General features: G+C 43.9%; 13 protein-coding genes and 2 tRNA genes. 4 read left to right on the forward strand and 11 right to left on the reverse strand.

Annotated elements, in window-relative coordinates; genetic code table 11:
* The first annotated feature begins 478 nt into the window (after window positions 1-478).
* Entirely contained in the window at window positions 479-1,426 is a 948-nt protein-coding gene (locus Q0203_RS06420) for a hypothetical protein (RefSeq protein WP_297930566.1), read from the forward strand.
* Window positions 1,427-1,581: 155 nt separating this feature from the next.
* On the opposite strand, the gene moeB is transcribed toward Q0203_RS06420, so the two are convergent.
* From moeB to Q0203_RS06445, 5 genes are all read right to left on the reverse strand, one after another.
* Complete coding sequence (gene moeB / locus Q0203_RS06425) at window positions 1,582-2,310, reverse strand: molybdopterin-synthase adenylyltransferase MoeB (protein WP_297930540.1); 729 nt, start codon at window positions 2,308-2,310, stop codon at window positions 1,582-1,584.
* Window positions 2,311-2,325: 15 nt separating this feature from the next.
* Window positions 2,326-3,540 (reverse strand): molybdopterin molybdotransferase MoeA, encoded by a 1,215-nt coding sequence (gene moeA, locus Q0203_RS06430; protein WP_297930543.1) that lies wholly within the window; start codon window positions 3,538-3,540, stop codon window positions 2,326-2,328.
* Window positions 3,541-3,663: 123 nt separating this feature from the next.
* Window positions 3,664-5,037: an argininosuccinate lyase gene (gene argH, locus Q0203_RS06435; protein WP_297930546.1), complete on the reverse strand. Its 1,374-nt coding sequence runs from the start codon at window positions 5,035-5,037 to the stop codon at window positions 3,664-3,666.
* 114 nt (window positions 5,038-5,151) lie between these two features.
* A complete protein-coding gene (locus Q0203_RS06440; protein WP_297930549.1) occupies window positions 5,152-5,940 on the reverse strand; it encodes a glycosyltransferase in 789 nt (262 codons plus the stop codon).
* A 108-nt stretch (window positions 5,941-6,048) separates the two neighbouring features.
* Window positions 6,049-6,124: transfer RNA gene (locus Q0203_RS06445), tRNA-Val, on the reverse strand.
* 171 nt (window positions 6,125-6,295) lie between these two features.
* Here Q0203_RS06445 and gltX point away from each other — a divergent pair.
* The gene (gene gltX / locus Q0203_RS06450) at window positions 6,296-7,741 is read left to right on the forward strand and encodes a glutamate--tRNA ligase (RefSeq protein WP_297930552.1); all 1,446 of its coding nucleotides are present in this window, start codon (window positions 6,296-6,298) and stop codon (window positions 7,739-7,741) included.
* A 78-nt stretch (window positions 7,742-7,819) separates the two neighbouring features.
* Window positions 7,820-7,895: transfer RNA gene (locus tag Q0203_RS06455), tRNA-Ala, on the forward strand.
* 554 nt (window positions 7,896-8,449) lie between these two features.
* On the opposite strand, the gene Q0203_RS06460 is transcribed toward Q0203_RS06455, so the two are convergent.
* From Q0203_RS06460 to Q0203_RS06485, 6 genes are read right to left on the reverse strand one after another with little or no spacing between them, the layout of a single operon-like run.
* Window positions 8,450-9,085 carry a NapC/NirT family cytochrome c gene (locus Q0203_RS06460; RefSeq protein WP_021616331.1) on the reverse strand — a complete coding sequence of 212 codons (636 nt, stop codon included), beginning with the start codon at window positions 9,083-9,085 and terminating at the stop codon, window positions 8,450-8,452.
* Window positions 9,086-9,094: 9 nt separating this feature from the next.
* Complete coding sequence (locus Q0203_RS06465) at window positions 9,095-9,544, reverse strand: nitrate reductase cytochrome c-type subunit (protein ID WP_296025645.1); 450 nt, start codon at window positions 9,542-9,544, stop codon at window positions 9,095-9,097.
* A gap of 39 nt (window positions 9,545-9,583) precedes the next feature.
* Window positions 9,584-10,465, reverse strand: coding sequence for a quinol dehydrogenase ferredoxin subunit NapH (gene napH / locus Q0203_RS06470; RefSeq protein ID WP_021616333.1), 882 nt, complete (start codon window positions 10,463-10,465; stop codon window positions 9,584-9,586).
* Entirely contained in the window at window positions 10,465-11,298 is an 834-nt protein-coding gene (gene napG / locus Q0203_RS06475; RefSeq protein ID WP_209363496.1) for a ferredoxin-type protein NapG, read from the reverse strand. The genes napH and napG overlap by 1 nt, the downstream gene beginning before the upstream one ends.
* Before the next feature lie 46 nt (window positions 11,299-11,344).
* Window positions 11,345-13,825, reverse strand: coding sequence for a nitrate reductase catalytic subunit NapA (gene napA / locus Q0203_RS06480; RefSeq protein ID WP_290521032.1), 2,481 nt, complete (start codon window positions 13,823-13,825; stop codon window positions 11,345-11,347).
* A gap of 31 nt (window positions 13,826-13,856) precedes the next feature.
* The gene (locus Q0203_RS06485) at window positions 13,857-14,141 is read right to left on the reverse strand and encodes a chaperone NapD (RefSeq protein ID WP_295974435.1); all 285 of its coding nucleotides are present in this window, start codon (window positions 14,139-14,141) and stop codon (window positions 13,857-13,859) included.
* A gap of 266 nt (window positions 14,142-14,407) precedes the next feature.
* Here Q0203_RS06485 and Q0203_RS06490 point away from each other — a divergent pair.
* Window positions 14,408-15,309, forward strand: a 902-nt coding sequence (locus tag Q0203_RS06490) for an alpha/beta hydrolase (protein WP_297930558.1), incomplete at its 3' end; no start/stop codon positions are given.

Below are 15,309 nucleotides of genomic sequence, written 5' to 3' on the forward strand. Positions count from 1 at the left end.
GTGCATCAAGATGAACGCTACCATTAAATAACGCCCCGTAGCGTGCAACTTGTTGCACGAATTGGAATTATGCGCGGTGGCAAATTATTCGTGCATCAAGATGCACGCTACCATTAAATATCGCACCCGTAACGTGCAACTTGTTGCACGAATTGGAATTATGCGCGATGGGAAATTATTCGTGCATCAAGATGCACGCTACCATTAAATATCGCACCCGTAACGTGCAACTTGTTGCACGAATTGGAATTATGCGCGATGGGAAATTATTCGTGCATCAAGATGCACGCTACCATTAAATAACGCCCCGTAACGTGCAACTTGTTGCTCGAGGTCGCTGTACGTCTAAAGAAAATACTTTTCCACTATAGCATCAAAAGCCTTGCGATTAACGCTATCATAGATCGGTTAAATCTAATAAAATGCGACGAATACGGCATTGGCATAAGCCAAGGAGTTATATGTGAAAAAATCTTTTTTGTTGGGGGCAACCGTTTTTATCGGTTTGCTACCATCCTTCGGTGTTTGGGCGGAAGAACAGGAAAAAACATGGGTAGATGAACAACACCAAGAAATACGAGCCACCCTGCGTAGGTGGGCGCATACGATGGATAAATGGATGGGGGAGCCTGATCCCAATCAGCCGGCAAGTGCCGGTTTGCGTATCATGTTGGATAGCCAATGGAATCATTATGATCACTTTTCTATGAAACCACGCGTCCGTGGGAGGATTCGCCTACCAACGTTGAAAAAACACTTGAGTTTGGTCTTTGGTGATGAAGATTTAGATAATGAATCACGAGACAAAAACCACATGGGTAAGGTTTATAACCAACCATTAAATAAAAATAAACATTATGATCGACGTCAAACTCGCGAAGATAATGCCTCTGTGGGTTTACGTTGGTCTGACTCCATTAAAAAATTAGGCATTGATACCGATCTTGATTTGGGTATTCGTTCCGGTAGCGATATTTATTTACGCTTTAGAGCAGGAAAAGAATGGCTTATTACAGAGCGTTTCTCTACGCGATTGGAGCAAATTTATCGCTACGGAACCAATAGTAAGCATTATTTGCGGACGAACTTTGAAAACAAGTATCGGGATTCGGCTAACACCCTGATTGCAAATCATCTGTATTTGCAGTCCGAACATGATGTAGATGAAAAAAATTCTTGGGGAAACAGTTTTTATCGTCAGCACGATTTCAGCAACTATAAGCGTCTGAATTATGGCATTTTTATTGGTGGTGATATCGATAATAAACAATTTCATCTTAACCAATACGGTCCCTTTATTACTTGGCGTCAGCCGATTTTGCGTCAGTGGTTTTTTATTCAGCCTGAACTGAATTACTACAATGATAAAAACCAGGATCGCCGCCATCATATCGGTGCATTTTTACGTTTGGAAGCCGTCTTTTAAAATAACATAACGTATTTTTATGGAGCGATTGTTTATGATTGAGATGGAGAGGGAAAAGTGCGGTGGATTTTAAAGGTGTTTTTTAGATGAAGCGTAATTGAACATTTAAACAATTTCATGGCGACACGCAACGGAAAATGCGTGCCGTCATTGTTTTACATACTGCTATTCGGCAATTTCATTTCTCTTACCGACATGGTCATTCCATCAATCAACAATAACCTGCCACACAAATTCGTGCCGATTTTTAACCGCACTTTGATGGCTTCTAAGGCTTGAATAGAACCAACCAAACCGACAATCGGTGCCAACACACCGGCTTCTACGCAACTTAAAGCATTGTCGCCGAATAAACGGCTGAGTGTATGATAGGTCGGCGTATTGTCTTCATAAGTGAAAACAGAAACCTGTCCTTCCATACGAATAGCTGCGCCGGAAACCAGCGGAATTTTGTGGGCGGCGCAAGCCGTGTCTAATTGATTGCGAGTGGTGACGTTATCGGTACAATCCAACACCACATCAAATTTACCAACCAAGTCGTGAAGTTGCTGTTCATCCAATAATTGATGGATTGCATTAACCTCAATATGTGGATTTAAACGTTGCAGGGAGAGTTTCGCCGATTCCACTTTGGGCATCCCAAGGCGACTGTCATCATGTAAGACTTGGCGCTGTAAATTAGATAAATCCACGGTGTCGAAATCCAGTAAGGTCAAATGACCCACACCGGCAACGGCCAAATATTGGCCGGCAGCACAACCTAATCCGCCGAGACCAACAATCAGCATTTTGCTACTTTTTAACGTTTCTTGTCCGTCAAAATCAATGTCTTTCAACACGATTTGACGGTTGTAGCGCAATTCTTCTTGATGAGTTAATTCCATAACAAACTCAATGTATTAGCGTAATAAATCGTTAAATGGTTCGATGGTGACAGTTTCGCCTGCTACAACGTTGCCACGCTCTTGTTCCAACACGATAAAACAGTTGCTTTTCACAAAGGAACTAAACAAATGCGAGCCCTGGAAGCCTACCGGCTGCACTTCAATTTGGCCTTGTGTATTGAGTTGGTAGAAACCTCGTTGGAAATCCAAGCGTCCTGGTGCTTTTTTCAGATTGGTTGCTGCAATCGCCGGTAAACGCATTGGTGCTTTCCATTGGCTATAACCGCTCAGTTTGGCGATTGCCGGTTGTACTAATTGATAGAAAGTGACCAAAGCTGACACCGGATTGCCCGGTAAGCCGCAGAACCAGGCTTTTTCTAATTTTCCAAAAGCAAACGGTTTACCCGGTTTAATGGCGATTTTCCAGAAATTGATTTTGCCGACTTTTTCTAAAATATGTTTGGTGAAATCCGCTTCCCCCACAGACACACCGCCACTGGTGATCACCAAATCCGCTTGTTGTTGGGCTTCCAAAAAGGCTTTTTCAAATTGTGCCTCGTTGTCCGGTAAAATACCGAAATCCAATACGTCGCAATTGAGTTTCTCTAACAACAGTTTTACAGTGAAACGGTTCGTATCATAAATTTGACCGGCTTGTAACGGTTGTCCGACCGGAACCAATTCATCACCGGTCGAAAGCACCGCCACTTTTAAGCGTGGAAAAACCTTAATTTTTTCGATGCCGAGAGAGGCGAGCAAAGGCAAAGAAACGGCATTGAGTAATGCGCCTTGTTGTAATACCACATCACCCCGTTTCACATCTTCGCCAATACGGCGAATGTTTTGACCCGATTTAGGCAGGCTGGTAAACGTCACCGTGCCATCATCGTTCACTTGAACCTCTTCTTGCATCACTACCGCATCAGCGCCTTGTGGAATCATCGCGCCGGTCATGATTCTGACCGCACTTTGTGCCGTCCATTCTCCCTCAAAAGGCGCACCGGCAAAGGCTTTTCCGGCAACAGAGAGTGTCATGGATTGTTGTAAATCTGCCAAACGCACGGCATAACCGTCCATCGCAGAGTTATCGAAAGAAGGCACATTAATCGGAGAAATGACATTTTCAGCACAAATTCGTTGACTGGCTTGATGTATCGGCAACGTCTCCGTGTCAGTCGGAGAAGGAAGTTGATTTAACATTTGTTCAAGTGCTTGGGATAGCGGCAACATACGGAATCCTTGTTAGAATAAAAAAGTGCGGTCATTATACGCTAATCTTAGGCTATTGACCTAGGCGATCTCATGAGCCGTAAATATTGCGAAAAAACACCGCACTTTTAAAAGTGAATAGTTTTATGCCAATCTTGCTTTTGCTTCTGCAATGGCTTCTGCGATACGCAACGGTGATACTCCACCTTTGGCGGCGCGTTTGTCTAAGCAAGATTGTAAAGAAAGAATGTCGTACACATCGTCTGACACTTTTTCACAGAATTGACGAAATTCAGGAATCGTCAGGTCTTCTAAGGCTTTGTGTTGTTTGATGGCATAGACCACGGTTTCGCCCACAATATGGTGAGAATCGCGGAACGGTACGCCTTTGGCAACCAAATAATCGGCTAATTCAGTGGCGTTGGAGTAGCCTTTCAGGGCAGATTCACGGGTGCGTTCCACGTTCACTTTGATGTCGTCTAACACTAATGACGCCATGTCTAAGCAATCTTGCCAAGTGTCCAATGCATCGAAAATGCCTTCTTTGTCTTCCTGCATATCTTTGTTATACGCCAACGGTAAACCTTTTAAGGTCATTAACATCCCATTTAACGCACCGATAACACGTCCTGCTTTGCCGCGAATCAATTCGCAAGCATCGGGGTTTTTCTTCTGTGGCATGAGGGAGGAGCCGGACGTCACGCGATCGGAGAGTTCCACAAAGTTAGATTCGCCGCTGTTGAAAATAATCATATCTTCGGCGAAACGAGATAAATGCACCATGCTCAGCGAGGCGGCAGAAAGTAGTTCGACGATATGATCGCGATCGGATACGCTGTCTAAGCTGTTACGGGTTGCAAATGCGAAATCTAAATCTTTGGCAAGCTGTTCGCGATCGATAGGATACGCTGTGCCGGCAAGGGCACCACTGCCTAGCGGGCAGCTGTTCATGCGGCGGTAAGCATCAGCTAAACGAGAATAATCGCGATCCAACATTTCCACATAGGCCATACACCAATGAGCAAAAGTGATCGGTTGAGCGCGTTGCAGGTGCGTGTAGCCCGGCATCACGGCATCTTGGTTATTTTCTGCGGTGAACACCAATTTGCGTTGTAATTCGCGAAGGGAATGTTGCAATTCCGCCACCCGTTCTTTACACCACATTTTGATGTCGAGTGCCACTTGGTCGTTACGGCTGCGACCAGTGTGCAGTTTTTTACCCAAATTGCCCACTTTGTCGATCAGTTTACTTTCCACCCAACTGTGAATGTCTTCCGCATCATCTTGCAAAATCGCTTGCGGATTTGACCGCACTTCGATCAATAATTCGTTCAGTGCCTGTTCTAATTGTTGTTGTTCTTGTACGGTTAAAATATTGACGGAAACCAAGGCTTTCGACCAGCCGATGGAGCCCTCAATATCTTGCTCGGCAAGACGATAGTCAAAGCGTAATGAATCGTTAAAATGTTTAAAACGCTTGTCCGCCGCCTGCGTAAAGCGTCCACCCCAAAGTGCCATAGAATCCTCTGATTTGTAATTGGTGAAATTGGTTAAAAAATATAGCACAGAAACAAAAAAGGCGATCAACAAAAAATTGGCTTTTTTTGACCGCACTTTTGGTGTGATTGATTGTTATTTTAATAAATCTTCGTTTTTAGCGTGGGTCCACTTGCCGCGTTTTTTATCTATATATTGAAAATACTCGTTAGAAAACGTCCCTTGGACACAAGTAAATTTATCGCGGCGCGTATTTACCTCTTTGTTTTCTAAGGCTTTGTTTAAGGTTTCCGGGCCGGTCAGCACAAATACGCCACCGTCAACGCGACGATGTTCGATGTTGTCCACAATAATATCCAACGTTTCCTTTAAAAATGGGTTGCCTTTGCGGCTGGCTAAGAAAAAGTTGGTGTAACGCCCGTGACGGGTGATAAGAACTTCCCCGTCTTTCGAATCAATCATTGTGTCCAAACAACCAACAAGATGTCCGTCAATATCGATATAGATACCGCCCTCTTGATACAGAACAAAGATACGCCAAAAATCTGCTTGTGCAGCGCCATCTGTCAGTCGGTTATACGCCGCAAAAGTACGCGGATCGGCATATTTCTCAATATAGTCGCTACGGGCTTCAGTGCTGACATAGCGATAATTGTAACTTAGCGAAAATAATCGATTAATCAAATAGTTACAGTAAATTGGTAAAGTCACTTTATTGCTGTAGTTGGTTTGCCAAATCACGCGATTAATATGGCTTGATTTGCTAGATTGACGTTTGGCTTGGCTGAATTCAGGAATCGTAAAGCGTTTTTTGGGGAAAAATAGATGGAAAGGGTAACTGACCGTTTTGATGAGGTTCCCGATGAAACGTAATAAGCCGTTTGAAATAAAAAGTGCGGTCTGATTTTTTATTGTTTTTTGCACTATAAATGGATCCATTATCCCGTTAAAAATATGTGCTACTTTATCACTTTATCTTGAAAGAATAAAACACTCGGTAAGACTAAAAAAGCATGAAGTGAGGAAATGAAGTGGTGGGCGATACCGGTCTCGAACCAGTGACCCCCTCCTTGTAAGGGAGGTGCTCTCCCAACTGAGCTAATCGCCCTCAATGTTGTGAGCGTGCATTATAATTGCTCAATGATTTCAGTCAACAGATTTTTACCAAAAATCCGTCAGTTGTTTCAAAAATAGGCATAATTCGTGATTTTTCCTTAAGAATCCAAACAACTCGTAGTACAATACCGCACAATTATTTGCACATAAAAAAGGTTATAACATGAAATTAGAAGCATTATTTGATTTGGATCCCAACGTGAAAGTGCGCACCCGTTTTGCGCCAAGCCCAACCGGTTATTTACACGTTGGCGGCGCGCGTACCGCACTTTATTCCTGGTTATACGCCAAACACAATCACGGTGAATTTGTGTTACGTATTGAAGATACCGATTTAGAGCGTTCCACACCGGAAGCTACACAGGCGATTTTAGAAGCAATGGAATGGTTAGATTTAGCTTGGGAGCACGGTCCATACTATCAAACTAAGCGCTTTGATCGTTATAACCAAGTTATCGATCAAATGATTGAACAGGGCTTGGCATACCGTTGTTACTGTACCAAAGAACGTTTGGAAACATTACGTCATACACAAGAACAAAATAAAGAAAAACCGCGTTATGACCGCCATTGTTTGCATGAACACGCCGAACATTCTGCCGATGAACCGCACGTGGTGCGTTTTAAGAACCCAACAGAGGGGGCTGTGGTATTTGATGATGCGGTACGTGGACGCATTGAAATCAGCAACAGCGAATTGGATGACTTGATTATTCGTCGTACCGACGGTTCACCGACCTATAACTTCTGCGTGGTGGTAGATGACTGGGATATGGGCATCACCCACGTTGTGCGCGGTGAAGACCATATTAATAACACCCCGCGTCAAATTAACATTTTAAAAGCTCTTAGTGCGCCGATTCCGGTGTATGCGCACGTTTCCATGATTAACGGGGACGATGGTCAAAAACTTTCCAAACGTCACGGCGCCGTCAGCGTGATGCAATATCGAGATGAAGGTTATTTGCCGGAAGCGCTGATTAACTATTTGGTGCGTTTGGGCTGGGGACACGGCGATCAGGAAATTTTCACCCGCCAAGAAATGATTGATTTATTTGATTTACATTCTGTAAGTAAATCTGCTAGTGCCTTTAATACCGAAAAATTATTGTGGTTGAATCATCACTATATTCGTGAATTGCCGACAGACTACGTCGCGAAACATTTAGCATGGCAATATCAGGATTTAGGTATTGAGACTTCCAACGGACCGGCATTAACGGAAATCATCACTATGCTTGCGGATCGTTGTAAAACCTTACGTGAAATGGCGATTGCCAGCCGTTATTTCTTTGAAGAGTTTGACGCTTTCGATGAAGCCGCGGTGAAAAAACACTTCAAAGCAGGCGCGGTAGAAGCCCTTGAAAAAGTAAAAGAAAAACTGACCGCACTTTCCACTTGGGATTTGCATTCTACGCACGAAGCCATTGAACAAACCGCTGCCGAATTAGAGGTTGGTATGGGTAAAGTGGGAATGCCTCTGCGCGTCGCTGTGACCGGTGCAGGACAATCGCCGTCTATGGATGTGACCTTAGTCGGAATCGGACGTGAGCGCGTATTAAGCCGAATTCAACGTGCTATTGATTTTATTCACGGGCAAAATGCTTAAGATTTAATCTGATGGCAATGAATTAAAAATTTAATATTGACAGACTAAGTGGCGGAATTTATCATAGCCGCCACTTATGGGGATATAGCTCAGTTGGGAGAGCGCTTGAATGGCATTCAAGAGGTCGTCGGTTCGATCCCGATTATCTCCACCAAATTACTAAAGCAAGGTTAATGACCTTGCTTTTTTTGTCTGTGGAATAGCGGCTTGTGCTATTAAGGCAATCTCAACCCACCACTCTCCCCAAAGAAACATACGATAGACAAAGAAAGCGCGGTGATTTTTGGACGTATTTTTTAAGACAACGTATTATTAACAGTCAAGAGCGTTATTCATTTCGTGCAACAAGTTGCACGCTACAGGAGCGTGATTCCATATTGTCGCGTTCATCTTGATGCACGACCAAATCATACACGAAACGTTATTTAACCCTTTCAGGTATTCACAATTTCGTGCGTAGCGTGCAACTTGTTGCACGAATAATTAACCCCGATGTGTAATTTATTGATTGCCTTGTAACGTACATCTTAATGCACGACCGAATCACGCATGGAACGTTATTTAATTCTTTCGGGTATTTACGATTTCGTGTAACAGGTTGCATGCGATGAGGTAAATTAATTTACGTGGGATCAAAATAGGCACCTTCAAGGTGCCTATTTGTTTTTAAAGTGCGGTAAGAAAACGTAATGTTTTCAGTTAACCGATTTATTTTTTGTCTTTTGACGCTTCCGGTTTGGCCTCTGCGCCTTGTAACCAGCCCGGTGCCACTTTGCTCATATCCGGTAAGTTATGCGCGATACCTTTATGGCAATCAATACAGGTTTTGCCATTTTCTTGAGCAAATTTATGCATTTTTTGTGCCACGGTTTTTTGTTGGGAGAAGTCCATACGATCCATTTTGTGGCAGTTGCGACATTCTTGTGAATCGTTGCCTTTCATCCGTGCCCATTCATTTTCTGCCATGTGCGGACGACGGGCATTAAATTTCTCAAGGGTATCGGTTAAGCCCATGTAATGGGCATACACTTCTTTTGCTGCCACCACTTTTCGCCACATTTTCGGGCCAAATTCATGCGGAACGTGGCAGTCCGGACAGCTTGCGCCCACACCGGTACGGGTTTGATAGTGTACACTGTGCAAATATTCCGGATAGGCATCATTGGTGTGGCAACTTGCGCAGAATTCTTCCGTGTTTGTTTGTGCTAAACCATAGTTGAATCCTACCCAAGATAGAATACCGCCGATAAATGACAATACAATGATAGTTCCTACTGCGATACGGCTAGGCGATCTAAACCAATGCCAGAATCTCTTGAGGATGTTGCTTTTTTTGTCTGACATAGTCACCTCTTATTGTCCGTAACCTTTCATTGGTTTGAATTCGTTTGGCACGATTGGCTCAACATCCGATTGAGATACGTGACATTGCAAACAGAAATAACGGCGTGGAGATGCGCTAGAGCCGATATTACCATCGCGATCAGCAAAGTGTGTCGGGCTGATGCGTGTTGCACCGGTAACGCGAGACGCTTCAACGCTGTGGCAGTTTAAGCATTGGTTAACATTTTTTGTGATTTGGTAGTTTTTTACACTATGCGGTACCATTGGTGGTTGGTTGACATAGTTTAATGCCGGCAATTCGCTTTGTTTTGGTGCATCGTGGAATGCCGGTTTGACACTCTCCGGTGAATTATTGAAAAAGTCGCCGGCACCTGTGTTGGCTTGGTCTGCCATGACGGATGTTGCAAACAATGCCGTCAATACAGCACTACCAAAAGTAAAGAGGTTTTTTCTAGTCATTTTTAATCACTCCCCCGAATGATGGAAATTTTTTTATTTTTATTGGTTTAATGTGACGACAGGAATGTCGTTATTAAACCTATGGCTAAAGGTAAATACTTTTTCAGGACAAACGTCAATACAACGTCCGCAACTGATACAATCTTGTGAAAGCACAAGGAGGCTTTCGCTATTTTTTCCGTGTAATGGTGAGCGTAACACTTGCGGTTCCGGGCAAACGTTGTAGCAGTCCATGCAATTATCACATCTTGCGCGGTCAATGACTTTGACCCGAAGCAAGCTTTTTGCACCGATAACGCCATAAGTTGCCCCGATTGGGCAGAGGTGTCCACACCATCCGTGTTCAACAATGAACAAATCAAAGAAGAAGACAACGAGGATTAACCACACTGTTGCGCCAAAGCCATAAATTAAGGCTCTTCCTAAGGCGGCAACGGGGTTGACCCATTCCCATAATAATAAGCCACTGACGGCACTACCGGCTAAAATCATCACTAAGATGGCGTAGCGTAAACTGCGTGGAATTTTTGCCGTTTGGCGAATGCCTAACTTACGGCGAATCCAAGCCGCACAATCGGTGACGACATTTAGCGGACAAACCCAACCACAGAATACTTTGCTGCCCAGTAACGCATAGGTGATAAAAATAATTAATGCACCACTGAGTGTGAGAATTCCCGGTAAGTGACCGCTGGCAAGACTTTCTAAGGTAATTAACGGATCGCTTAATGGAATCACATCAAATAGCAAGCTTCCACTATAATTGCCTTTTAAAATCCAAACGCCGAAGTAAGGTCCACTTAAAAACATCAACAAAATGCTTAATTGGGTTAGACGTCGCCAAAATAAGAAACGATTGGCGTGCCACCACCCTAGCTTTTCTCTGGCTTCTCGTCCGGCAAATTTTGGTGCATTAGCCATTACTTACCTCCTAATACCGGTGCCAAAATAGGTTCCGGGATCTCTTCTACACCTGCTGCAGGAATGGCTCCTGCTGGTGGAGCGACGCCGTCCGGTAATCGGGTCGGCATGGAAATCAAATCATTTGGCGCAAGTGAATGCCCAGCTTTGGATTTTTCTTCCCAACCTAATCGGTAATGTTTGCCTAGCATACCTTTCGCTAAGGACATTGGAAGCACTTTGATCGCGGCTTCTTCCAATACGCAAGCCTCTTCACATTTACCACAACCGGTACAAGCATCTGAATGTACGGTCGGAATAAACATGGCGTGTTTTCCGGTACGCTCATTACGATGACTTTCTAACGTAATGGCTTTGTCGATTAACGGACAAACCCGATAGCAAACATCGCAACGTAACCCTTGCCAATTCAGGCAAGTTTCATGATCCAACAAGACTGCAAGTCCCATACGGGATTGGTTAATATCCTGTGCATCACGATCTAAAGCACCACTCGGACAGGCATGCGCACAAGGAATATCCGGACACATTTCACAAGGCTTATCTCGCGCAATGAAGTACGGCGTACCGGCTTCCATTGGCGAAAGCAAGGAGGCCAAATGCAACATATCATATGGGCAAGCTTGGACACACTGACCGCAACGAATGCAGGCAGCAGCAAACTTTTCATCATCCTCAATGGCAAATGGTGGGCGTAATGCCACCCCCTCACGGGCTAAGCTTTGTTTTTGTTGTAAACCTAATAAGAGTCCAAGACCCACTAGCCCCCCCGCAGTACGGGTTGCATCTTTGAGAAATTTTCGGCGTTCAGGCGTGACAGTCGGTTTTTTCATTGTCTTAATGACCGCACCGAAGTGCGGTCGTTTTTTTCATTGTTTATTAAGCTTTTTCCACTTTCACCGCACATTTTTTGAAGTCGGTTTCTTTGGAAATCGGATCGGTTGCGTCTAAGGTGAGCTTATTGGCTAACTGACCGGCATCAAAGAAAGTGGTGTAAACCAAGCCTTCCGGCACTTTATTACGGCCACGGGTATCTAAATAAGAAATCATTTCACCACGACGTGAAGCGATTTTAATCTTGTCGCCATGACGTAATCCGCGTTTTTGTGCATCGTTCGGGTGCATCCAAACTACGTTATTCGGGAAAGCACGGTGCAATTCCGGTACACGACGGGTCATTGTTCCTGTGTGCCAGTGCTCTAACACACGACCGGTACATAACCATAAATCGTATTCTTCATCCGGTGATTCTGCAGGTGGCTCATAAGGTACCGCAAGAATGATCGCTTTTTTATCCGGATAGCCGTAGAACGCCACACCTTCGCCTTCTTTCACATACGGGTCAAAGCCTTCACGGTAACGCCATAAGGTTTCTTTACCGTCAACAACCGGCCAACGTAAGCCACGTGCCTTGTGGTACATATCAAACGGTGCCAAGTCATGACCATGACCACGACCAAATGACGCGTATTCTTCAAACAAGCCTTTATGTAAATAGAAACCGAAGTGATAAGATTCATCGTTTAATTGACCTTCAGCAAGATCACTTAATGGGAATTTATCCACTTGACCATTGCGGTACAACACTTCATATAAGGTTTTGCCTTTATATTCCGGATTTTTCTCTAAAATTTCTGCCGGCCACATTTCATCAGTGGTGAAATATTTAGAGAACTCCACTAATTGCCATACGTCAGATTTTGCTTCACCTGGTGCTTTCACTTGTTGACGCCAGAATTGAGTACGACGTTCTGCGTTACCGTAAGCCCCTTCTTTTTCTACCCACATAGCAGTTGGAAGCATTAAGTCAGCCGCTAAACAAGAAACGGTTGGGTATGGGTCGGACACCACGATAAAGTTGTCCGGATTACGCCAGCCCGGGAAGGTCTCTTCGTTAATGTTTGGACCACCTTGCATATTGTTGGTACACATTTGCCATAACACACGCATTTTGCCGTCTTTTAATGCACGGCTTTGCGCAACGGCATGGAAACCTAACACATCTGTAATTAATCCTGCAGGCAATTTCCAAATTTTTTCTGCAATTTCACGGTGTTTTGGATTGGTCACGACTAAGTCCGCCGGTAAACGGTGAATAAAGGTACCTACCTCACGCGCCGTACCACAAGCAGACGGTTGACCTGTTAAAGAGAACGGACCGCAACCCGGAATAGAAATTTTACCGGTTAAGAGGTGAATGTTATAGATTAAGTGGTTTGCCCACACACCGCGTGTATGTTGGTTAAAGCCCATGGTCCAATAAGACACCACTTTACGTTTTGGATCCGCATACAATTTTGCAAGCTCTTCCAATACATCTTTTGGCACACCTGACATTTCGTGAGCTTTATCTAAGGTGTATTCAGAAACTAAAGCTTTTAATTCTTCGAAGTTACTGTCATACATCTTACCGCTGTTTGGATTTTTAGCGGCTTTTTGTAATGGGTGATTATCACGTAAACCATAACCGATATCGGTTTCACCACGTTTAAATTTGGTGTGTTTATTAACGAAATCCCAGTTAATGGCATCATTTTGAATTAAGTAATTGATAATGTAGTTTAAAATAACCAAGTCCGTTTGCGGTTTGAAGATTAAACCATAATCGGCTAATTCGAAACTACGGTGTTCATAGGTGGAAAGTACCGCCACTTTCACATCCGGATTGGACAAGCGACGGTCAGTAATACGGGACCATAAGATCGGGTGCATTTCCGCCATGTTGGAACCCCAAAGCACAAAAGCTTCGGCATTTTCGATGTCGTTATAACAACCCATCGGTTCATCCATACCGAAAGTACGCATGAATGCAACCGCCGCAGATGCCATACAGTGACGGGCATTTGGGTCGATGTTGTTAGAGCGGAAACCGGCTTTCCAAAGTTTGGATTTTGCGTAGCCTTCAAAAATGGTGGTTTGACCGGAACTAAACATCCCAACACCATTAGGGCCAAGCTCTTTAATCGCAGCTTTGAATTTTTCTGCCATGGTTTTAAAGGCGACATCCCAGCTAACCGGTGTGAAATCACCGTTTTTATCGTATTTGCCGTCTTTCATACGTAACATTGGCTGGGTTAGACGGTCTTTACCGTACATGATTTTCGGTAAGAAATAGCCTTTGATACAGTTTAAACCACGGTTTACTTCTGCATCCGGGTCACCTTGGGACGCCACAACGCGACCGTCTTTTGTTCCCACTAATACAGCACAACCGGTACCACAGAAACGACATACCGCTTTATCCCATTTGATTTCGGTTTCAGCGGCTTCTACATTTTTCACCGGAATTGCAAGTCCGGCTGCGGTTGCTGCAGCCATAGCAGCATTCGCTTTCATAAAGTCTCTACGACTTAAATTCATAGTGTTTTCCCCCCACTATATGATTTTTGAGTTATTCAGGCTGTTCATCTTGTTGATGATAAATCAGCGAGACGGTAATAACACCGTCAATATCTTTCACAGATTCCATGTTGTTAAGCAAAATATGCTGATCGTGAGACTGCATTACCGCAACAATCTTGCCGATTTTTTCATCAAAAGTTGGCACTTCTGTGTGTGGAATGGCTAAAAGTGCGGTACGAATTGCCGGTATTTTTTTGGGGTTTCCTTGCACCACCAAACCGACAACGTGCCAGTCTTTCGCTTCTTCCATTGATAAGATTTCAGTTTGATTCATTGTTCAGATAATCTATTTTATTGTCATCTTTGACATAAGGTCCGATGAGCCATTTTTGAATGTTGATAATAATTACTTGCCCCACCAGAATCATCACCATAAAGAGGTATTTTCCCTGAATTTTATGATTAACTTGTTCTAGATCAACCCGCGTTCCGATTCTTCGTCACGTTAAGGCAATCCCTTTCTGTTGGAGGCCATGTTCTCATGGAGCGACGCATGATAGAATGCTGCGCTCCAACCATTATACTACGAATTTGCATACAATGATGTCCTTTCAATTTTCTCAATTCGCCGCACAATATCCCTTGCAATATCTTCATGGAAAAAACGGCTGTCGGCTGGCATATCGTCATTTTATTCATCATCCGACAGCACGTGAGTTGGTGATCATGGTCAATGGTCGGGCGGAAAATATGTTGAAATGGACGGAATTGGCTTACGATGTTTATCAACAAGGCTATGATGTACTGATTTTTGATCACCGCGGACAAGGTTATTCCCAGCGTTTACTGAACGATGGCGAAAAAGGCCATTTGGATGAATTTCGTTTTTATGTCGAGGACATGGCAGAAATTATTGAAAATCTGACCGCACTTTATCCCTATCCCAATCAATATATTCTGGCACACTCGCTCGGCGCGTTAGTGGCGACCTATTATTTGGCAAATTTTAATCATCGCATTCAACGTGCGGTGTTCTCTGCGCCGTTTTTTGGCATGCCTTTAAAGCACCCTGTGCGTGATGAAATGCTGTTAAGTCTGATGATGTTATTTGGCCAAGGAAAGCGTTATGTGTTCGGCAAAGGGCCTTATAAACCGGTGGATGTGCAGGAAAATTTGTTAAGCCATGATAGTACGCGAATGCAAAGAATGAATGACATTAATTTGGCAAATCCTTCTATTCGCTTGGGCGGACCGACTTTCCGTTGGGCGTATTTGTGTCTGATCGCCATTAAGCATTTGCCGAAAATATTGCCACGCATCGAAACGCCGGTATTGGTGTTAGAGGCGGAACAAGAACAAATCGTGAATAATAAAACGTTGGAAAAACTCACCGCACTTTTTATGCATGGCAGTTTAAAGAAAATTGCCGGAGCGAAACATGAAATTTTGTTTGAAACCGATGCGATTCGCACGCCAACCTTACAACATATTTATGCGTTTTT

Origin of the sequence: uncultured Aggregatibacter sp., from assembly GCF_938046485.1 — a bacterium.
Classification (GTDB): Bacteria; Pseudomonadota; Gammaproteobacteria; order Enterobacterales; family Pasteurellaceae; genus Aggregatibacter.